Source organism: Lichenicoccus sp. (assembly GCF_965276875.1).
GTDB lineage: Bacteria > Pseudomonadota > Alphaproteobacteria > Acetobacterales > Acetobacteraceae > Lichenicoccus.
Map to the genome: position 1 here is coordinate 2,741,601 of NZ_OZ255701.1, position 20,855 is coordinate 2,762,455.

The 20,855-nt window shown below is 65.5% G+C and carries 18 protein-coding genes; 15 read left to right on the plus strand and 3 right to left on the minus strand.

Annotation, left to right across the window (positions count from 1 at the left end; translation table 11 throughout):
* The first annotated feature begins 9 nt into the window (after positions 1-9).
* Positions 10-474: a BLUF domain-containing protein gene (locus tag ACQY4K_RS13345; RefSeq protein WP_428390680.1), complete on the plus strand. Its 465-nt coding sequence runs from the start codon at positions 10-12 to the stop codon at positions 472-474.
* Between the two features lie 60 nt (positions 475-534).
* Here ACQY4K_RS13345 and ACQY4K_RS13350 read toward each other — a convergent pair whose 3' ends face one another.
* Positions 535-2,448, minus strand: a complete 1,914-nt coding sequence (locus ACQY4K_RS13350; protein ID WP_428390681.1) for a sigma-54-dependent Fis family transcriptional regulator — start codon at positions 2,446-2,448, stop codon at positions 535-537.
* 260 nt (positions 2,449-2,708) lie between these two features.
* On the opposite strand from ACQY4K_RS13350, the gene ACQY4K_RS13355 reads away from it, so the two are divergent.
* From ACQY4K_RS13355 to ACQY4K_RS13415, 13 genes are all read left to right on the plus strand, one after another.
* Complete coding sequence (locus ACQY4K_RS13355; RefSeq protein ID WP_428390682.1) at positions 2,709-3,752, plus strand: NAD(P)-dependent alcohol dehydrogenase; 1,044 nt, start codon at positions 2,709-2,711, stop codon at positions 3,750-3,752.
* Positions 3,749-4,711 (plus strand): CobW family GTP-binding protein, encoded by a 963-nt coding sequence (locus ACQY4K_RS13360; RefSeq protein ID WP_428390683.1) that lies wholly within the window; start codon positions 3,749-3,751, stop codon positions 4,709-4,711. The genes ACQY4K_RS13355 and ACQY4K_RS13360 overlap by 4 nt, the downstream gene beginning before the upstream one ends.
* On the plus strand, positions 4,708-5,856 hold the full coding sequence (locus ACQY4K_RS13365; RefSeq protein ID WP_428390684.1) for a WD40 repeat domain-containing protein: 1,149 nt from the start codon (positions 4,708-4,710) through the stop codon (positions 5,854-5,856). Before ACQY4K_RS13360 ends, ACQY4K_RS13365 begins: the two co-directional genes overlap by 4 nt.
* Entirely contained in the window at positions 5,853-6,029 is a 177-nt protein-coding gene (locus tag ACQY4K_RS13370) for a hypothetical protein (protein WP_428390685.1), read from the plus strand. Before ACQY4K_RS13365 ends, ACQY4K_RS13370 begins: the two co-directional genes overlap by 4 nt.
* A 262-nt stretch (positions 6,030-6,291) precedes the next feature.
* Positions 6,292-7,917 (plus strand): aromatic/alkene/methane monooxygenase hydroxylase/oxygenase subunit alpha, encoded by a 1,626-nt coding sequence (locus ACQY4K_RS13375; protein WP_428390686.1) that lies wholly within the window; start codon positions 6,292-6,294, stop codon positions 7,915-7,917.
* A 69-nt stretch (positions 7,918-7,986) separates the two neighbouring features.
* Positions 7,987-9,027, plus strand: coding sequence for an NADH:ubiquinone reductase (Na(+)-transporting) subunit F (locus ACQY4K_RS13380; RefSeq protein WP_428390688.1), 1,041 nt, complete (start codon positions 7,987-7,989; stop codon positions 9,025-9,027).
* 28 nt (positions 9,028-9,055) lie between these two features.
* On the plus strand, positions 9,056-10,150 hold the full coding sequence (locus ACQY4K_RS13385; protein ID WP_428390689.1) for an aromatic/alkene monooxygenase hydroxylase subunit beta: 1,095 nt from the start codon (positions 9,056-9,058) through the stop codon (positions 10,148-10,150).
* A gap of 26 nt (positions 10,151-10,176) precedes the next feature.
* Positions 10,177-10,527 (plus strand): MmoB/DmpM family protein, encoded by a 351-nt coding sequence (locus tag ACQY4K_RS13390; RefSeq protein WP_428390690.1) that lies wholly within the window; start codon positions 10,177-10,179, stop codon positions 10,525-10,527.
* A 37-nt stretch (positions 10,528-10,564) separates the two neighbouring features.
* Positions 10,565-11,584, plus strand: a complete 1,020-nt coding sequence (locus ACQY4K_RS13395; RefSeq protein WP_428390691.1) for an amidohydrolase family protein — start codon at positions 10,565-10,567, stop codon at positions 11,582-11,584.
* Positions 11,581-12,378 (plus strand): iron-sulfur cluster assembly protein, encoded by a 798-nt coding sequence (locus ACQY4K_RS13400; protein WP_428390692.1) that lies wholly within the window; start codon positions 11,581-11,583, stop codon positions 12,376-12,378. Before ACQY4K_RS13395 ends, ACQY4K_RS13400 begins: the two co-directional genes overlap by 4 nt.
* A gap of 43 nt (positions 12,379-12,421) precedes the next feature.
* The gene (locus tag ACQY4K_RS13405; protein ID WP_428396124.1) at positions 12,422-14,050 is read left to right on the plus strand and encodes a molecular chaperone GroEL; all 1,629 of its coding nucleotides are present in this window, start codon (positions 12,422-12,424) and stop codon (positions 14,048-14,050) included.
* A gap of 19 nt (positions 14,051-14,069) precedes the next feature.
* Positions 14,070-15,977 carry a sigma-54-dependent Fis family transcriptional regulator gene (locus ACQY4K_RS13410; RefSeq protein WP_428390693.1) on the plus strand — a complete coding sequence of 636 codons (1,908 nt, stop codon included), beginning with the start codon at positions 14,070-14,072 and terminating at the stop codon, positions 15,975-15,977.
* Positions 15,978-15,981: 4 nt separating this feature from the next.
* Complete coding sequence (locus ACQY4K_RS13415) at positions 15,982-16,812, plus strand: nucleoside phosphorylase (RefSeq protein WP_428390694.1); 831 nt, start codon at positions 15,982-15,984, stop codon at positions 16,810-16,812.
* Positions 16,813-16,881: 69 nt separating this feature from the next.
* Here ACQY4K_RS13415 and ACQY4K_RS13420 read toward each other — a convergent pair whose 3' ends face one another.
* Positions 16,882-19,116, minus strand: a complete 2,235-nt coding sequence (locus ACQY4K_RS13420) for a beta strand repeat-containing protein (protein ID WP_428390695.1) — start codon at positions 19,114-19,116, stop codon at positions 16,882-16,884.
* A 149-nt stretch (positions 19,117-19,265) separates the two neighbouring features.
* Here ACQY4K_RS13420 and ACQY4K_RS13425 point away from each other — a divergent pair, with 149 nt between their 5' ends.
* On the plus strand, positions 19,266-19,994 hold the full coding sequence (locus ACQY4K_RS13425; protein ID WP_428390696.1) for a hypothetical protein: 729 nt from the start codon (positions 19,266-19,268) through the stop codon (positions 19,992-19,994).
* A gap of 12 nt (positions 19,995-20,006) precedes the next feature.
* On the opposite strand, the gene ACQY4K_RS13430 is transcribed toward ACQY4K_RS13425, so the two are convergent.
* Complete coding sequence (locus tag ACQY4K_RS13430) at positions 20,007-20,840, minus strand: formate/nitrite transporter family protein (RefSeq protein WP_428390698.1); 834 nt, start codon at positions 20,838-20,840, stop codon at positions 20,007-20,009.
* Positions 20,841-20,855 lie beyond the last annotated feature (15 nt).

The following is a 20,855-nucleotide window of genomic DNA, read 5'->3' on the forward strand; positions in this document are numbered from 1 at the left end:
CAGGCCGCCATGACCCAGTTCTACCGCGTTCTTTATTGCAGCCGGAACTTCATTCCTGGTTCGTCCGACATCGTCGCTGCCGAGGTGCAAAGCATCCTCGACGTATCCCGTCGTAACAACCTGCGCGCCGGCGTCACCGGCGGTCTGCTGTTCAGCGCCGGCTGTTTCGCGCAGGTGCTGGAAGGTCCGATGGACGCGGTCGAGGACGCGTTCGAGCGCATCCAATGCGATGGCCGCCATAGCGAGGTCACCGTGCTCCAGGCCGGACCGATCGCGTCACGCGACTTCCCGGATTGGTCGATGGCCTTTGCCGGCACCAAGGGCGACGGCGCGCTTGCCGGCGTCACGCTTGCCAGCGCTTTTTCCGGACAGACCTCGGCGGGCCATGGATTGCTGGACATGCTCAAAGCCGTCGTCGTGCGGGAAACCGATTGGCTCGCTCCGATGTCCGAGCCTGCGGTCTCCCGACATTAGCCGTCGATTTGGTGGGCCGATTCACCCGACGATCGAGAACCAGGCGTCGGGATCGGACCACTAGACTGCCCTGCTGGCTGCAGCACATCCCTGGATCGCCCGGTAGATCGTGTTGCGCGACACACCGAGCCGGCGGGCGGTCTCGCTGAGATTGCCGCCCGCGTCACGGTGTGCTGCGATAATCCTGGCGCGCATGATCCCGCGCAGGCCTGGATCGGCGGCCGGCTTGGACGGTGTCTGGTCGCCGAGCAGGCTCTCGACGGCGGCAAGATCGATGCGACGCCCGGGGTCGGTCAAGGTCAGGCGCAACAGGATGCTGCGGAGTTCGCGAATGTTGCCGGGCCAGGACCCGCGCGAGAGGCGCAGTATGGCGGCATCGCTCAGCGTGCTTGCGGGCGCGATGTCCGACAGCAGCCGACAAGCGATCGCCGCGAAATCCTGCCGGTCGCGCAGCGCAGGCAGGGCCAGGTCGACGCCGTTCAAGCGGTAATACAGGTCCGCTCTGAAGCGTCCGCTCTGGATGGCTTCCTCCAGTGGCGCATTGGTTGCCGCGATCAGCAGAACGTTCACCTGTCGCGTGCGGCCGCCACCCACCGGGCGCACCATCCAGTCGTCGAGCAGACGCAGCAACGTGGCCTGCAGCGTGAGCGGCATATCGCCGATTTCGTCCAGGAACAGCGTGCCGCCGTCGGCTTCGCACACCAGGCCGCGCGCACCGCCGCGCCGCGCCCCGGTGAACGCGCCTTCGGCATGGCCGAACAGCTCCGCCTCGATCAGCGTGTCGGACAAGGCGGCGCAGTTCACCGGCACGAAGGCGCCCTGCCTGCCGCTCGCCTGGTGGGCAAAGCGCGCGAGCTGCTCCTTGCCGGTTCCGGTCTCGCCGCGGATCAGGATCGGCAGCCGGCGACGGGCGCCCGCGGTGATCACTCGGAGGAGTGCCACGATCGCGGGGTCTTCGGCAACGAAGGCGGCTTCAGGGACGGCCGGCACGGGGGTTGGCCGGGGCAATCGCGCTGCCCTCGCATGCTGCGGCAGGTTCTCGATGGTGGCGACGACGGCGCTGCCGACACGATCCTCCAGGTTGAGACGCTCGTGGGCTTGGACGCGCAGGATGACCGTCTCGAAGCGGGTGCGGAACAGGTCATCGAAATGTCGTCCCGGCGAAGTCGGCAGGCCCTGAAGCAGGAGCGACGCCTGTGCGTTCGCGCCAAGCAGTGTTCCGTCGGGCGCGAGTGCGAGCAGCCCGGCGCTGAGGGTGTGCAGATATTCGCCGCGATGGTGGAATGCGACGATCAGGTGGCCCTGGTGATGGTGCCGGAACAGGCCGTTCTCGATCCCTGTCGCCGCCATGCGAACCAGCGCGCGGGTATGCTGCTGGCGCGAGCCGCTATGCGACGAGGCGTCCAGCACTCCGTTCAGGGTGCCGTCCGGCCCGAAGATCGGCGCCGCCGTGCAGGTCAGGCTGCCGTGCCGGGCGAAGAAATGCTCGCCGCCATGCACCGTCAGCGGCCGTCCCGAACGCGCGACGGTACCCAGCGCATTGGTGCCGCAGATCTGCTCGGTCCAGAGCGTGCCCGGCTGGATATTCGCGGTCCGCGCCGCGGCACGGAAGCTCGGGTCGGCGATCGTATCGAGCAGGACGCCGTTCGCATCGGCAAAGGCGATCAGGAAGTTGGATCCGGCGATCTGGCTGTAGAGTGCGCGCATTTCCGCCAGCGCCAAGCGGCGAACCAAGTCGGCGCGCTGGCGCGCGGCGGCGAGTTCGGGCGCGGAGATTTCGACCAGCGGCTTGGGCTTGTGCGGTTCGAGTCCCGCGTCGAGGCAGCGCTGCCAGCTGGCGAAGATGTCCGGCGGCAGCAGATCGAGCTGTGCCACGCCGGATCGCTCCAGCAGCAGTCGGGCGCGTCCCAGGCGTTCGGCAACCGCCTGGGCCGAGCGCGGGTCTGCCGGGTTCAGCACATTGTCCTCCACCATCTTGTTTTTGCCTCCCGCGGTTTTGAGCCAATGCAAGGGGGAAGCGAGCTTAGACCCGATCCGGTGTTGCGCCCAAGCCCCCTCCAGGGAAACCACGCTGTTTCGTTCCGGTACAGCGCTGGCGTTACGGGTGTTGCGCCGTGGAACAGCGCGACCCGGACCACGCGTTGAAAATGCGCGCTTTCCTTCTGGCACAGCGGTTGCGTGCACCGTTCTGAACGACCGGATCCTAACCCGTCGGCCGATGAGGGAAATGCCAGATGAAAGCCGCCGTACTCGACCATTACGACGAAACACTGACCGGCGCGGACTTCGTCCGCTACGGCGACGTCCCGGATCCGAAGATCGAACGATCCAGCGATATCATTGTGCGCATCGCGGGCGCCGGCGTCTGCCGCACCGATCTGCATATCGTCGAGGGCATCTGGCGCAGCAAGGTCGAGGTTGCCCTGCCCTACATCATGGGCCACGAGAACGCCGGCTGGGTGGAGGCGATCGGACGCGGGGTCGAGAGTGTCAAGGTCGGCGACCCGGTGATCTGTCACCCGCTGGTGACCAGCGGCCACTGCCTCGCCTGCCGACGCGGCGACGACATGCACGCGACCGACAGCCGGTTCCCGGGGATCAATGCGAATGGCGGCTACGCGCAATATCTGCTGACCGGTGAGAGGTCGCTGATCAAGCTGCCGAAGACGCTCGCGCCCAAGGATGTCGCCCCCTACACCGATGCGGGTCTTACCGCCTATCGCGCCTGCAAGAAGGCGTCGCGCCATCTGCTGCCCGGGCAGTGTGCGGTGGTCATCGGCGCCGGCGGCCTTGGGCATATCGGCATCCAGGTGCTGGCCGCGCTGTGCGCCGCGGAAATCATCGTCATCGACCGCTCGGACACGGCGTTGGCGCTGGCCAAAGAATGCGGCGCCCACCACCAGGTCAAGGGCGACGGCCACGAGGTCGCCGCGGTGATGGAACTGACCCACGGCAACGGCGCCGAAGCGGTCATCGACTTCGTCGGCGAGGGCGACGCGGTGGCCAAGGGCCTGACCATGACCCGCAACGGCGGCGTTTATTACATCGTAGGCTACGGCGGGAAGATCGAGCTGCCGACCATCGACATGATCACCGCCGAGAAGACCATCGTCGGCAATCTTGTCGGCACCTATCCCGAACTGGTGGAGCTGATGGCGCTGGCCGACCGTGGCCTCGTCAATCTCGCAACCCGCGAGTACCGTCTCGAGGATGCCAACCAGGCGCTGAAGGATCTGCACCACGGCAGGATCAAGGGGCGCGCGGTGCTGATCCCATGACCCCCTTGCCGGCGAGGGCGCCGGTTACCGTGCTCACCGGCTTCCTCGGCGCCGGCAAGACGACGTTGCTCAACCGTATTCTGTCCGAGGCGCATGGGCGATGCTACGCCGTGATCGTCAACGAGTATGGCGAACTCGGCATCGATGGCGGGCTGGTGGTCGGCGCCGAGGAGGAAGTGCTGGAGCTGAACAATGGCTGCGTCTGCTGCAAGGTGCGTGGCGACCTGCTGCGCGCGCTGGGAGGCCTGGCCAAGCGGAGCGGCCGTTTCGACGCGATCCTGATCGAGACCTCGGGCCTCGCCGACCCGGCGCCGGTCGCCCAGAGCTTCTTTGCCGACGACATCGTGCGCCAGCAATTCCGGCTCGACAGCATCGTCTGTGTGGCGGATGCCCGGCATTTTGAGACGAGCCTGAAAGAAAGCCGTGAGGCCGCCGAGCAGGTGGCGTTGGCCGACACCATCCTGCTCAACAAGACCGACCTGGTGGACGCGGCAGGCCTGGCTGCAACGCAGGAGGCGATCCGCAGCGCCAATCCGTCGGCGCGGCTGCTGCACGGCGTGCGGGCGGGGGTGGCCCTCGCGTCGGTGATGGACCGCCACGCCTTTGATCTCTCGCGCCTCGCCATCGACGCCAACGGCCATGATCACGGCCACGCAAACGACATCGACTGCGTCAGCATCCGGCTCGACCGTCCGCTGGAGCGCAGCCGCTTCATGGCGTGGCTGCAGCGTCTCGTGGTGGAACAGGGACAGGATCTGCTGCGTGCCAAAGGCATCGTGGATCTGGCTGGGTCCGAGCAGCGCCTGGTCTTCCAGGGCATCCATATGATGATGGACACCGAGCTCACCCGACCTTGGACTGCGGAGGAGACGCGCGACAGTCGGCTGGTGTTCATCGGCCGCCATCTCGACCGCGACGACCTGCTGGCTGGCCTGCGGACCTGCGAGGCGGAGCCATGAGGCCCCCAGCCGCCCCGGCACCGCCCTTGCTCGATGTGCTGGGTGCGAGCTGGGCCCTCGGCGCGCCGGTCGTGGGTGTCGCCTGGGACGGCGATGTCGCGGGCTTCGGGCTCGGCGACGGGTCGCTGGCCCTCGGCCGCGCCGAATGGGACGGTGCGCCGCGGCTCGAGCCGGTCGAGGGGGGCACCCGGCTGACACAAGGTGCGTCGCCGCCGCCGCCGATGGTGCGCAGCCGCGTGCATGACGGGGCCTGCCTGTCGATTGCGGCGCTGGCCGATGGCGGTTTCCTCAGCGGCGGCGACGACGGCGCGCTGGCGGTGACCACGACACAGGGCGACAGCGCCGCCCGCGAGTGCCATCCCGGGCGCTGGGTCGATCTGGTTGCCGCCGGCAGCGCCGGATGGAACGCGGCCTCGATCGGTCGCACGGTGCACTTGTCGGGTGCGGGCGCGCGGCAAGTGGAGCTGCCGGCGCTGGTCACCGCGCTGGCCTTCGATGCCACCGGAACCCGCCTCGCCATGGCGCACTATCACGGGGTCACGCTGTGGTCCGAGGACGCGCCGCCAGTGCGGCTGGCGACGCCGGGATGCCCGCTGTCGCTGGCCTGGAGCCCGGACGGCTCGATCATCGTCTGCGGCCTGCAGGAGAACGCGCTGCATGGCTGGCGCCTGGCGGATGTGCCGGACGGCTTGAACGGCAAGGCGGGCGGCGACATCGAGATGGGCGGCTATCCCGGGCAGCCGCGCTCGCTGGCGTTCTCCGCCGGCGGCGGGACCCTGGCGACCAGCGGCAGTCCGCGCGTGGTATGCTGGGCGTTCGATCCGCCGGTCGCGGGGAGCATGCCGGTCGAGTGTGGCCTGCCGAGCAGCCGGCTGCCGGTCTGTCAGGTCGCCTACCATCCCACGCATCCGTTGATCGCCGCCGGCTACCACAATGGCGCGGTGCTGCTCTGCCAGCCGGGCAGCGATGACGTGCTGTTCGTAAGAGGCTCGGGCGGGGGCTCTGTGACGGCGTTGTCCTGGTCGTCGGATGGCTTGCGTCTTGCGATCGGCACGCAGAGCGGCGAGGCCGCGCTGGTGGCGCTGCCGCTGCTGCTGTTTCGCCTGCCGACCTCTCATTCCGGACAGCGGAGCAGCGCGCCATGACCGACGAGACCTTGTCGAAGGATCGGTTCTTCGAGCGGCTCGGCCAACTCTCAGAGGAGATGATCGCGGCGCACGGCAAGGATTTTACGATGGGTACGCTGGTGCTGGCGGCGCGATTCATCGCCGAAGGCAAGCCGGTCGGTCGCCGGCCCGGTTCGGAGACGATGCAGTGATGTCGCAGGCCAGGACAGTATTCGCGCGCGGTGTCCCAAAACAGGACATGGTACGTCACAGCAATTTTCTGGGCGGCGTTGCGCCGCGAGCAAGGCCCGTGGATTTCCATTTTCTCCTGATGTGGCATACGATATGCGTTAATTCTGACGCACGCCGTCGAGCAGCAGCCCTCCCCCTCGCGAAGCGGCGTGTATAACAATCAAAAGGAGCTCCATGATGTCCGAGACCCTTTCTTTGACCAGGATTACCAGCCAGAAAGGAATGAGTATCGCCGAAGCCGCCCGGCGCACAGCCGACCTCGGCTGGACCCCGAGCTACGTCCAGGAAGCGATGACGTTTCCGACCGACTACAAGATCAAGAAGGCGCCGCGCGATCCGATGAAGCAGGTCCTGCGCTCGTATTTCCCGATGCAGGAAGAAAAGGACAACCGCGTCTACGGCGCCCTCGACGCGGCCCTGCGTGGCGACATGTTCCGCAATGTCGAGCCGCGCTGGGTGGAATGGATGAAATTGTTCCTGGCGATCATTCCATTCCCTGAGATCTCGGCTGCGCGTTCGATGGCGATGGTCGCGCGCCTGGCACCCGGAGAGGAGCTTCGCACGGGGTTCACGATGCAGATGGTGGACGAGTTCCGCCACTCGACCATCCAGATGAACCTCAAGAAATGGTACATGGAAAACTACATCGACCCGGCCGGGTTCGACATCACCGAGGCGGCGTTCGGCAAGTGCTACGCCACCACCATCGGCCGGCAATTCGCCGAGGGCTTCGTCACCGGCGATGCGATCACGTCGGCGAACATCTATCTGACCGTCGTCGCCGAGACCGCGTTCACCAACACGCTGTTCGTGGCGATGCCATCCGAGGCTGCGCGCAACGGCGACTATGCGTTGCCGACGGTGTTCCTGTCTGTGCAGTCCGACGAGAGCCGCCATATCGGCAACGGCCATTCGATGCTGATGTCGATCATCAACGATCCCGACAACCACCAACTCATCGAGCGGGATCTGAAATATGCGTTCTGGCAGAATCATGCGATCGTTGATGCCGCGGTGGGCACCATCGTCGAGTACGGCACCACCAATCGCGACAAGACCAAGGAGTCCTACGCCGAGCTGTGGCATCGCTGGATCTACGAGGACTATTATCGTACCTACATGCTGCCACTCGAGAAATACGGCATCAAGATCCATCATGACGACGTCAACGCGGCATGGGACCGGATCGTCAAGAAGAACTACGTCCATAAGACGGCGCAGTTCTTCTCGGTCGGCTGGCCGGTGGCGTTCTGGCGCCAGGAAGCGCAGACCGAGCGCGATTTCGAATGGTTCGAGCACAAATATCCAGGCTGGTATGCCGAGTTCGGCAACTACTGGAAGTGGTATGCGAAACTGAGCCTGCCGGGCGAGCAGAACATCCTGTTCAACCAGGATGTCGGCTACGTCTATCCGCATCGCTGCTGGTCCTGCATGGTGCCCTGCCTGATCCGTGAGGACATCAAGACCGACACCGTCGACGGCAAACTCTATACCTACTGCTCGGAGATCTGCCGCTGGACGCACAAGACGGCGTTCTCGGCGGAATATGAGGGGCGCCCGACTCCCGCGATGGGCCGCTTCAGCGGTCGGCGCGAGTGGGAGGATTGCTACCACGGCTGGGATCTTGCCGACGCGCTCGTCGATCTCGGCTTCGTGCGCAATGACGGCCAGACGCTGACGCCGCAACCGCATCTGCATTTCGACGACAGCAAGATGTGGCGACTGGACCATGTGCGCGGCAACACCCTGGCAAGTCCGTTGCGCACCCTGCGGGAGATGACCCCGGAGGCGCGTGAGCAGGCACTCGCCAGCTACCGGGCCGGCTTCACCGTGACCGACCCGAACTAGCCCACCTTGAACGGGGGTCGGCACCAAGCCGGCCCCCGGACAGTCTTGCCGAACGGGGAGACAGGCCGAATGGCCGACAACACAGGCTTCATTGTCCGCTTCGAGCCCGTCGGCGTAGAGATGGACGTTCATGAAGGCGAGACGGTGCTGAATGCGGCCTTCCGGCAGGGCATCTCGGTGATGCATGGCTGCAAGGAAGGCCAGTGCGCCAGTTGCAAATCGCTGTTGGTCGAGGGCGATATCGAGCTGCTGAAATACTCGACCTTCGCGCTGTCGGACACTGAGCGCGACACCGACCATATCCTGCTCTGCCGGACGCTGGCCTACAGCGACATTACGGTGGAGCTGCTGAACTACGACGAAGACCTGATGAGCCGCTCGATTGCGGTCAAGACCTATCCCGGCACGGTGGTCGCCGTCGAAGCTCTGACCCACGACATCCGGCTGCTCAGCGTCGAACTCGAGGCACCCTTGCGCTTCTGGGCGGGTCAGTATGTGGACCTCTCGATCCCCGGCCACGGCGTCACCCGCGCCTACTCGATGGCGAACCCGCCGAGCGGCGGCACCAGGCTCGAATTCATCATCAAGCTCTATGAAGGAGGCGCCTTTTCGGCATTGCTGGACGGCACGCTCGCGCCGGGCGAGGCGATTACCGCCAAGGGGCCGTTCGGCACGTGCTTCAGGCGCGAAGCGCGATCGGGTCCGATGGTGCTGATCGGCGGCGGCTCGGGCATGTCGCCGCTCTGGTCGATCCTGCGCGACCATATCGCCAGTGGCGAGGCGCGGCCGATACGGTTCTTCTACGGTGCCCGTGGCCGTCGCGATCTGTTCTTCCTGGACCGCTTCGCCGATCTCGAAGCGCGCCTGCCCGATTTCCGCTTCATCCCCGCCTTGTCGCACCCTTCGGATGACGATGCGTGGCACGGCGCCCGGGGTTTCATCCACGAGGTGGTCGGAAACACGCTGCGCGCGGAGGATTTCAGCGGCGACATCGACGCCTACTCCTGCGGGCCGCCACCGATGATCGATGCCGTGTTGCCGGTGTTGCAGATGGCGGGTGTCGAGCCCGAGCGGATCTATTTCGACAAGTTCACGACCGCGACACGCTAGTTCAACAAGAAAACCGTAGGAAGCGACGATGAGCACAACGCAAGAGACGATCCGTCCGGAGGCGTCCGCGAAGTCAGGAGCCGCCGGGGCTGCGACGTTCGCCGGCTCGAACAGCCGCAGGTTCAACTATTTCGAGCCGAAGGGCCGCAAGGCGTCGCACTACGAGGACATGACGCTCGACGTGCAGCCGGACCCGAAACGCTATCTGCTGCAGGACTGGATCATCTCCTTCGCTGATGGAACCCCGACTTATTCGGAGAGCTGGACCGCGGCGAAAAGCTCCGACTGGCACAAGTTCCGCGCGATCGACCAGGAGTGGGAGCGCACGCATTATCAGCGTCAGTCCACGATCGTCGGCATGATCGCCAACGTGGTCGAGAACGGGCGTCGCTCCGGCGTCGTGAAGCGCTTCGACAAGGCCTGGGTGAAGATCCTCCAGGACCATGTCGGCGCCTGGAAGCATGCCGAATTCGGTCTCGGCATGGCGACCATGCAGGCGCAGCGCTACGGCTACACGCAGATGATCAACAACGCGATCCTGACCAACTCCTCCTACAAGCTGCGCTTCGCCCAGGATCTGACGCTCTATCTCGGCGAGATCGGGATGGATCTGGAGGGGTTCGACCAGGATGCCGGCAAGGCGCACTGGCTCGACGATCCAGTCTGGCAGGGGGTGCGGCGGGGGATCGAGACAATCGGCGGCAGCAGCGACTATCTCGAACAGTATTTCGCCACCAACGTCGTCTTCGAGCCCCTCGTCGGGGAGCTGTTCCGCAGCGGCTTTGTGATGCAGGTGGCGGCCTCGCAGAACGACTTCATGACCCCGGCCGTGGTCTCCGCGGCGGAAGGCGATTACGAGCGCAACCTCGCCAACACGATCGAGCTGTTCCGGATGCTGATCCAGGACGAACAGCATGGGGAGGCCAACCGCGCGCTGTTCAACGGTTGGCTTGGCACGCACAGCGAGATTGCCGTGGAGGCGGCGCATCAGCTGCAGCCGATCTGGTCGCAGCCGCGGGTGAAGATCGCGCAGTTCGTCGAAGCGGTCGAACATTCGCGCCATCGTCTGCGCGCGATCGGCTCGGAGATCGGGCTGGACGTCCGGGCGGTGGCGGGAAGCTGAAGCAATCAGGCAATAGGAGCCAGGCGATGTCCCACACAGATAATATCTTCCGGTCGATGAAGGACATAAAGTTCGAAACCACGGTCTCACACCAGTGCGGCATCACCATGAACGATTCCGTCGAGGCGCGCGCGATCGCCGAGGTCATGGGCGAGAAAGAAGGCATCCGTGTCACCTACATGCCAGCGATGATCCGCATCGACGGGGATGGCAAAATCGACTTCAAGATGGACGAGATCAGCGAGCGTCTGGGTCGCGAAATCACGCCACATCTGTTCGAGATCTCGACCTCGACCCATTACGGACGCATGGTGTTGATCGACGACAACACCGTCACCCTGTTCGGCAACATGGACGACGTGAAGGAATTCATCTGACGTCGCGGAGTTGAACCAGCCAAACGAGGAAGCAGAAATGTATCGCACAAAAGACGGCGAAGACATCTTCATCATCGACGGACACGTCCATTTCTGGGATGCCAGCAAGGCGAACCAGAAGAACGTTCACGGCGCGGAATTCATCAACTGTTTCTACGCCTACCATAGCAACCTCAGCCCGGCGGAAGAGGTTTGGCCGCGGGAAAAGTTCGAGAAGTATAGCGCCGAGACGATGTACAACGACCTGTTCGTCGACGGGCCGGACGACATGGCGATCTGCCAGCCGACCTACCTCTATGACTTTTACACCAATGGCTTCAACACCACCGAGCGCAATTCAGCGATGGTCAAGAAGCACCCCGATCGCTTCATCCTCAACGGCGCGTTCGACCCGCGCGACGGCGAGCAGGGATTGGAGGCGCTGCACGCGCTGGCCGAGAAGTTCAAGCTCAAGGGTGTGAAGCTCTACACGGCGGAATGGAAGGGCGAGTCGAAGGGCTACAAGCTCTCCGACAAGGCAAGCTACCGCTACCTGGAGGCCGCGGAAAAGCTCGGCATCAAGAACATCCACGTCCATAAGGGCCCGACAATCCTGCCGCTGAACCGCGATGCGTTCGACGTCGCCGACATCGACGACGTGGCGTCGAGCTTCCAGAACCTCAACTTCATCGTCGAGCATTGCGGACTGCCGCGGCTCGATGATTTCTGCTGGATCGCAACGCAGGAGACCAACGTCTTTGCCGGCCTCGCCGTGGCGTTGCCGTTCATCCATAGCCGGCCGGGCTATTTCGCGCACATCATCTCCGAGCTGCTGTTCTGGGTCGGCGAGGACAAAATCCTCTACGGCAGCGACTACGGGATCTGGACGCCAAAATGGCTCGTCGAGAAGTTCATGAACTTCGAACTGCCCGAAGACATCGCCAAGGAGACCGGCACCTCGCTGTCGCGCGCGGCCAAGAAGAAAATCCTCGGTCTGAATGCCGCCCGCATCTACGACATCGACGTCGAGGCGCAGAAGCGCAAGCTCGGCGTCGCAGAGAGCGTGGCGGCGGAGTGAGCGCGCTGCCCGACGGATCGACGGGGGACCGGGTCAGCGAGGTGCTGGCCCGGTTGGCATTGGTGAACGATCCCGAACTCGACGAGTCCGTCACGGCGCTCGGCTTCGTCACTGGGGTCACCGTCGATGCGGCTGGCCGCGTCGGGGTGGGGTTCCGGTTGCCGACCTATTGGTGCGCCGCCAACTTCGCCTTCCTCATGGCCGACGACATGCGCCGGGAGATTGCGGACCTGCTCTGGGTCACCGGCATCGATATCGAGCTCGGCGAGCACATGTACGCGGAGACGATCAATCGGGCGGTGGCCACCGGGCTGTCCTTCAAGGACACCTTTGCCGAAGAGGCGGACGGCAACCTTGACGAGGTGCGGCAGGTCTTTGCGATGAAGGCTTTCCAGCGCCGGCAGATGGCGTTGCTCGATCATCTGGGCCGGCTCGGCTACGAGGTCGAGACCCTGCTGGGCATGAGCATTGCCGAGTTGATGGCAATCGAGTTCGCGTCGGAGGGCAGGGCGCTGGTCAGCCGCTATCTGGAGCGTCGCAATGCGCCGGGAGCGTTCGGGCCAGGGGATCGGGCCTTCGTCGACGAGACCGGCGGCGCGGTCGCCGTTGAGGCGTACGGCGCGCATCGGCGGGCGTTGCGGCGCGTGACGGTGAATGTCGAATTCAACGGCGCCCTCTGCCGCGGATTGCTCGCCGCGCGCTACGGCGAGGCCGATCACACACTCTCCGGCGAACCCACCTTGCTTGACTTCGTACGTGACCATCGACCGAAGGCCGCCGCCGCACCCGCCTGACAAAATCAAGAACGAACCAAGGGAGTTCCCCATAGTGGCCAAGATGATGCTGCATGACGAGGCGGCACGGGCGGCGCTGGGCCGCGGTGTGTCGAAGCTGGCGAAGGCGGTCCGTGGCACGCTGGGTCCGAAGGGCATGAACGCCATCATCGACCGGCCGATCGGCACACCGCTGATCTCGCGCGACGGCGTGAGCATCGCCCAGGAGATCGAGCTGGAATGCCCGTTCGAGAACATGGGCGCGCAGGTGGTGCGCGAGGTCTCCAAGCAGACCAACGAGGTCGCCGGCGACGGCACCACCACCGCGACCGTGCTCGCCGACGCCATGGTGGGGCAGGGGCTGGTTTGCCTCGGACAGGGCGCCAATCCGGTCGAACTGGTGCAGGGATTGGAGGAAGCCGCGTCCGCGGCCATCGCGGCACTACGGCGCAGTGCGCGTCCGCTGTCAGGGGCGAGCCAGGCGCGCGCCGTGGCGGTGATCGCCGCCAACGACGTGGCCACCGGTGGCATGGTCGCCGAGGCGATCGAACGGGTGGGAGCATCCGGCATCGTCACCGTGGAGTTCGGCAGCACCGTCGAGACCGTGCTCGACATCGTGGACGGCATGGCATTCGACCGCGGCTACCTGTCGCACCACATGGTCAACGACATCGAGCGGATGCAGGTGGTGCTGCACAACCCGCTGATCCTGATGACCGACCTCAAGCTGACCGAGGCCGCCGACATCGCCGCGATCGATGCGTTGCTGGCCGAGAGCAGGCGGCCATTGCTGATCATTGCCGAGGAGGTGGCACCCGCCTGCATCATGGCGCTGCTCGGCCGCCCGGACCGTGAGCAGGCGCCGGTGGCCGCGATCCATCCTCCCGAGTTCGGCCATTGGCGCCGCGCAATGCTGGAAGATATCGCGATCGCGACCGGCGGACGGGTGATCGCCCGTGACCTGGGTGGTCGCATCGCGGACGTTTCGATGCGCGACCTCGGCTCGGCACGCCAGATTCGGGTATCCGCCAACCAGACCGTGATCAGCGGCGGCGGCGGCGACGCGGACTCGATCGCAGCCCGCCGGCATCAGGTGGCCCGGCAACTCGACGCGGCGCCGCAGAACATCGAGCGCGACAAGTACCACGAGCGCCTGGCCAAGCTGTCGGGAGGCTCGGCCACCATCCTGGCTGGGGGCGCGACGCCGGTGGAGCAGAAGCGTCGTGCGCAACTGATCGAGGACGCCGTCAACGCGACGCGTGCGGCGGTCGAGGAGGGCATCGTCGCCGGCGGCGGCACGGCGATGCTGCAGATCGCGCCGGAGCTGGACGGGCTGGTGGAGCGCCTCTCCGGCAGCGCCCGGCAAGGTGCGCAACTGCTGCAGAATGCGCTCGCGGAACCGCTGAGCTGCATTGCCGCAAATTGCGGACTGGTGCCGGAGGATATCGTCGCACGGGTCGCTCAATCGCCGCATGGCACCGGTTTCGATGCCCGCGCGGGCCGCTTCTGCGACCTGGTGGAGGCCGACGTGATCGACCCAATGCGGGTCGGCGCCACCGCGATCCGCAACGCCACCTCGGTCGCCGCCCTCATCCTGACCACCCAGACGCTGATCGCGAGCAAACCGGACGGCTACGATCCGACCGCAGGCATTGCGACCGGCGGCGGGGCGGAGAGACTGGGCCGCGCCTGACGCTACGGGAGGAGAGGTCATGCCGCCGCCCGCCCTGGCCCTGCCCACGATCCACCGGCAGAGCGACAGCAGCGACACCATGGAGGCGTGGGAGCGCTTCCTGACCGGCGACGGCAGTGTGGTGATTCCGGCACGCAACTTTGTCGTGGCATCCTGGCTGCGCAGCCAGCAATTGGGGATCGATCCGGTCGGTCGCTCGGCGCCGATGGTTGCGACCGGGGCCGCGATCCGGCCTTTGCGCGAGCGCCATGCGGAACTGCTTGCCGCGGCCGAGGGCGTGTTCGCGCAGGCCGCCCCGATGCTCAGCGGCTCGCGCTCGATGATGCTGCTGACCAACCCGGACGGCATCATCCTCGATGTGATCGGCGATCCGTTTACCCTGGAGCAGGGCGAGGACATCCACCTCAAGCCAGGCGGCGACTGGCGTGAGGCGGCGATCGGCACCAACGGCATCGGCACCGCCTTGGCGACCGCGCGTCCGGCCCAGGTGCACGCGTCCGAGCATTTCTGCGACGGCATCAAGGCCTGGACCTGCGCCGCATCCCCGGTGTTCGAGCCCGGCACCGGCGCGATGCTGGGCGTGATCGATATCTCGGGGCCGCCCTCGACCTACCAGCGCAACAATCTCTCGCTCGCGGTCGCCACCGCCCGACAGATCGAGATGGCGCTTGCGGAACGGGCGATGCAGGAACGCATGCGATTGCTGGAAATCTGTCTCGACCGGATTTCGGACGCCGATGTCGCCGGCATGGTCGCGATCGACCGCCGCGGTCGGCTGGTGCATCGCACCGGGCGCGTGCCGAACCTGGTGGCGATGGGCCAGCGTGTGCCCGGGCTCGATGACGCATCCTCGGTCGAGGCCTGGGCCGAGAAGCTTCCCGACGGACTGCGCGCCGAGTGGTTCACGCCGGTGACCGTGGGCGGACGCGCGATCGGCGCCATGCTGGTGGTGCCGACACGTGCGCGGCCGCCGTCAGCGCAGAACGCGCCCGATGCGTTTGCGCAGATCATCGGTTCCAGCCGCGCGATCCTCGATATCGTGGCACGGGCGAAACGGCTGGTCGGCAAGCAGGTGCCGGTCCTGATCCACGGTGAGACCGGCGTCGGCAAGGAGCTGTTCGCACGCGCTATCCATGGCGAGGCGAGCGAGCAGAGACCGTTCATCGTGTTCAATTGCGGCGCGGTCTCCAAGGAGCTGCTGGGCGCGGAATTGTTCGGCTATGTGCGCGGCGCCTTCACCGGCGCCGCCGCGGAAGGGCGCGCTGGCCGGTTCGAGCTCGCCCACGGTGGCACGCTATGCCTGGACGAGATCGGCGAGCTGCCGCTCGACCTGCAGCCGCTGCTGCTGCGTGTACTTGAGGACGGTATCATCTACCGCCTGGGCGAAGGCACGCCGCGTCGCGTCAACACCCGGCTGCTCTGCATGACCAACCGCAACCTGCCGGCGGAAGTCGAAGCGGGACGGTTTCGCCGCGATCTTTATTACCGGATCAGCGTTACCACGCTCGAGCCGCCGCCTTTGCGGGATCGTGCCGGGGACGTCGAGATGCTGATCGCCCACTTCAACGAGACGCTGTCGGCTCGCCACGCCGTGCCGATGCGCCGCTTCGGTCCCGAGGTGATGCGTCTGATCGACGCCTATCATTGGCCAGGCAACGTGCGCGAATTGCGCAACATGGTCGAGACCCAGTTGCTGATGGCGGAATCTCCCGACGTCAGCGTGGACGAACTCGCGGCCGAAATGCCCCAGGCCGCGCGCCACGCAAGTCCCCCGCCGACCACCGGCGTGGTCAATCTGAGCGACGCCGAACACGCCATCATCCTGGACGCCCTGAAACGCTCGGACGGCAACCTCGCGGCCGCGGCGCGGGCGCTGGGTGTGTCCCGTAGCACGTTGTACCGGAAGCTTGAGGGGTATCGGCCCTGAGCGCGTGGCGGCTCAGGTCGGGCTCTGCCCGAACCCGCCAGGGGGCGTAAGCCCCCTGGACCCCATTACCAAGGACCATAACGCCCCATCTGTGTTCCGGCCGGAAAATCTGCTGCGCGAGGCGCGTCGGCAGAAGGACTTGCCGGTCGAGAATGTTCCGGACATTTGCGTGCTCGATCCGGACGGCGACATTCTGCGACAACTTCGGGCAGATGGCCGGGCGACACGCATGTCGGCCTGGGCCTGCTACCACACCGATCTCTTCACGTTCGAGCTTGGCGGCGAACGCTTCGGGATTGTCGGATGCGCCGTCGGAGCCTCCTTCGCCGTGCTCATCGCCGAGCAGATGTTCGCGTCCGGATGCCGCCTGCTCATCAGCATCACGTCGGCGGGCGAAATCGCGGCAGGCGGGCCGACACCCGCCTTCGTGCTGATCGACAGGGCGTTGCGCGATGAAGGCACCAGCCGGCATTATTTGCCTCCGTCCGACTTCGCCGAAGCCGATCTGGCACTCGTCGAGCCTCTGATGCGAGCGCTCGAAGGCGGCGTGCCCGCGGTCAGACGCGGTTCGACCTGGACGACGGACGCGCCGTTTCGCGAAACCGAAGCTGCCATCGCGGCGGCGCGGGCCCATGGCGTGCTCGCGGTGGAGATGGAGGCCGCCGCCCTCTACGCGTTCGCGCGCGCCTGTGGCAAGCCGGTTGTGTGTTTCGCCCATGTGACCAATCAGATGGCCCAGATCAGCGGCGACTTCGAAAAGGGCGAGGCAGGCGGCGCGCACGATGCCATCCGTCTGCTCCAGGCTGCGGCGCAAGCATGGCGATCAACGCTGTGAAAGCGCTCGGCGCGCACAATCAACATCTGGCTCCTTCGGCTGTCTGTCGGGGCCATGTGGTGGTAGCCTTTAGCTGAAGGTCAGGCTGGTGTTCGGATCGGTCACCCCGAACAGCGCCAGCGACGTTCCGTCCACGAGATGGAAAATCGTGTTGCCGCCGCCGATTGTCTTTTGAACGTCCGCAGAGCTGTAGCCAAACAGCCTGATCTGATCGACACCGGGCCTGAAACCGTGCAGCAGGTCGAGCCCGCCGGAGGCACCGCGCACGACGTCGAACAGGACCGCGCCGCTGCCGAACGTCACGATCGCAGCACCGCTGCCCAGGACGACCTGGCCGGGACCGGCGCCTTCGGCAAGGTTCATGGTGCCGCTGCCGGTAAAGACCAGGCTCGCGCCTGAGCCCGTGCTAATGGCCGAATGTCCGGAGCCGCCCGCGACCAGCATGTTGGCGGTCCGCGCCGTCACACCCAGGGTGCCGCTTCCGCCGATGATGGAGTCCGCACCCTTGCTGCTGCCGATCACATTCGTGTCGCCGCCGCCGGCGAAGATGGCGTCGCCATTCTGGGCGGTGATCGAATCGTGCTGACCGCCGCCCACTATGGTATCGCCGCCGCCGGTCCCGCCGACCACGGTGTTGCTGCCGGAGCCGGTGAAGATCACGCTGCCGTTGGTGCCGCCAACGATGCTGGCGTTGCCGGCACCGCCGATGAGGAACTCCTTGCCCGAGCCTGCGACCAGCGCCGTGGTGCCGGAGGCCGCCCCGAACAGTTTGTCGCCGCCGGCGGCTCCGGTCAGGGTCGTGTTGCCGCCCGCGCCGATCAGGATGTTCCCGCCGGTGCGTCCGCCCTGGTAAACGCCGCCGCCGGCGCCGGCGAAGATCGTGGTCGCCCCCAGGCCGCCGGTCACGGTGCTGTCGCTCAGGCCACCGACGAAGGTGAGCGCACCGGCGCCCCCCTGTACCGAGAGGAACCCGGCAGGTGCCACGATGATTTCGGAAGCACTCCCCGCCTGCACCGTATCGGCGTCGTGCGCGACGTAGGTCTGGCTGCCGTTCAGATCGACCACGGAACCTGACGGTCCGGGTAGGCTCGATCCACTGAACGTCAGGGGTATCATCTTGGGCAGTGACGAGATTTCGTGGGTTCCGGCAGCGGTTCCATCCGTGATCCACAGACCGTCATTACCCGCGGCATCGGAGCTGCTGAACACCAGCTTGCCGTCGTATGGCTGCAAGCCCTCGGCAGAGATACCATTGGCGCCTACCAAGAGTTGATAGGTGCCAGCCTGCGTTCCATCGCTGGTCCATAATCCCGAATTTCCCTTGTTCGAGACGTTAAAAAGAACCTTTCCCCCCAGTGCCACCGGTTCGCCATCGACGATGCTTCCCGCCGGACCGGTGACCAGCGCGTGCGTACCGGCATCGGTGCCGTCGGTCACGTAAAGGCCGATGGCAGAAATGAAGAATGCCTGGTTTCCCGCTACGGTGAGCCCCCCGATGTTCGACAGATAGGGGGGTCCGACCGGTTCTATCTTGCTGGTTCCGGCCGTGGTCCCGTCCGAACGCCACAGGCCATTATCGGTGCCGAACAGGGCCACGCCGTTCAACGAGACGGGCGCAACGGAGCCGATGATGTTGTCAAAGCCGGGGACGCCGAGCGACTGCGTTCCCGAAGGCGTCCCGTCCGTCACCCAAAGCGATGATCCGAATGGGTCCAGGCCGGATTGGATTTCGAATACAACCTTGCCGCTGGCAACGGCGGCATAGCCCGTCGGAGCCACAGACTGCGTGGCCGGTGTGAGCAGATGCGTGCCGGCGAGGGTGCCGTCCGAGGTCCACAAGCCGTAGACGCTGCTCGCGGCAGACACACCGTCGAAGAATAGTTTGCCCTCGACGGTCGCAAGATTGTCGGCCTTGACGCCTGCCAGGATCTCGGTCGTGCCGGCGGCGGTGCCATCGGTGGTCCAGACGCTCGCATTGCCGTTATGGTCCAGCGCGGTGAACGCAGCCTTGCCACCAAAGGACGTGAGGTTTGCAAAGCTCACCGGAGCCTCGGCGCCGGCGCCTACGGGCACGATAACGGTGCCGACAGCCGTGCCGTCACTGCTCCACAGGACGGTCTGTCCGGCTGCGTTCTGGCCCAGGAAAAGCACGGTGGCACCCAGGCTGACAAACTCGGTAGGGTTGATCCCTTTCGCGGCGGACGCGCCTTGCGGCAGAAGCTCAACCGTGCCGACGCCATCGGAGACAAGGAGATTGACCCTGCTGCCAGCGTCTTCCGCGGCAAACAGAAAGCGTTCGCTCATTATCTTGGCTCCCGGGCCTACACAGAAGGTTCGCAATTACTGCAGCATGATGCGACTACGCAATGATTATAACATGTTGCCTGATCATTGCAGGTTGCGCTCGACATTCCTGCAACGAAACAGTATGACGCAGCATCATGGTGTGTTCCTTGCGTGCATCCTGGCTTCTACTGTCGCTCCTGATGCTCGCCGACTGTGCAAGCAAGCCCGTGCCGTTTCGCATCGACCATGCCGGAACCCTGCCTCAAGCCAGCTATGCCGACTTCGATCGCCAGGCTGCCGCGGCGACCCCGCGCCTGAAGACTTTTGGCGCGGTTCCCAAGGACCTTCCTGAACCCTATTGGGTCTTTTCTTTTGAGGCCCCGCTCGATCCGGGCAGGGCGCCGTTGCAGATCGGACGCTTCAGCGGATCGGGAGAGATTGCAGCGCGCGTGGCAGCAAATCTGCCGCAACACCTTCAGCAGGCGCTGAGCGGGACGGGGCTGTTTAAGGTCGTCACGCGTTCGCCGATGCCGCACGCCTTTGTGCTGTGCGGCACGGTGACACGGGCCGACGAAGAGAACGGGCCGGGATTGGAAACCAATGACGGAACTCAGGTCGAGGCGATTCTCGTGCGCGACAACGCCTTCTTCGGCGCCATTCAGATCAATGCGATCGAACTCGGATTCTCCCCGTTGTCCCTGGGAGCAACCTTGATCATGAACCTGGCGCAGGGGTCGAGGGCGAGTTTCGTCAGCGGAAAGTTCGCGGAGGTCTTCCAGGCGGCGGCGAAAGGCAGCCGGCGCGGACTGAGCACAGACTCCCTGAGCACCCGGTTCATGCGCATGCCGGCAGCACCTTCGCCTGTGCGGCAGGCAGCGGCGACGCCTCTACCTTGACTGCAGCCTGCTTCAGCCGCGCGGATAAGCCGGGGCGGCGACGTCCTGCATTGATCTGGTGGTTCTGCCGTACGCGACATAGAGCGCGCCGCCGGTGAAGACAAGGGCGCCAACCAGGTTGCCGAGCGTCACCGGGATTTCGTTCCAGGCCCACCAGTCATAGAGCGTGACCTTGGCGCCGAACATCATGCCGACCGGGATCGCGAACATGTTGACCACGCAATGCTCGAAGCCCTGACTGACGAAGATGAAGATCGGCAGCCAGGCGCCGAGGATCTTGCCGGTCGTCGAGGTCGAGGCGAGCCCCATCACCGAGCCGAGGCTGACCATCCAGTTGCACAGGATCGCCTTGACGAACACGGTCAGCATCCCCGCGGCGCCGAACGCCTCGTAGGCCGTGGTCTTGCTGACCGCGAGTGCCCGCAGTTTGGCGCCGATGACGCCGCCGGTGGTCTGGCCTGCGTCGGTCGCGGCGATCCAGAACAGCACCGCATAGATCAGCGCGCCGATCAGGTTGCCGGCGAACACCAGCGACCAGTTGCGCAGCATCGCCCCCGCGCCGATGCGGCCAGAAAACAGGCTGACCGGCATGATGCCGAAATTGCCGGTGAGAAGCTCCATGCCCAGCACCACGATCAGGGCGAAGCCGGCCGGGAACAGCAGCGCGCCGACGACGAACTGCCCGGTCTGGACGGCGAGCAGGAATGCCATTGAGGTGACGAAGGCGAGATAGGCACCAGCAAGTCCTGCGCGGACCAGGGTCTCGACCGCGGGCAACTCCGCCTTGATCACGCCGGACTCGATCATGTTGTCGAGCACGACGCCAGGCTTGACGTAATCGGACATGCCGTTGATTTCCCT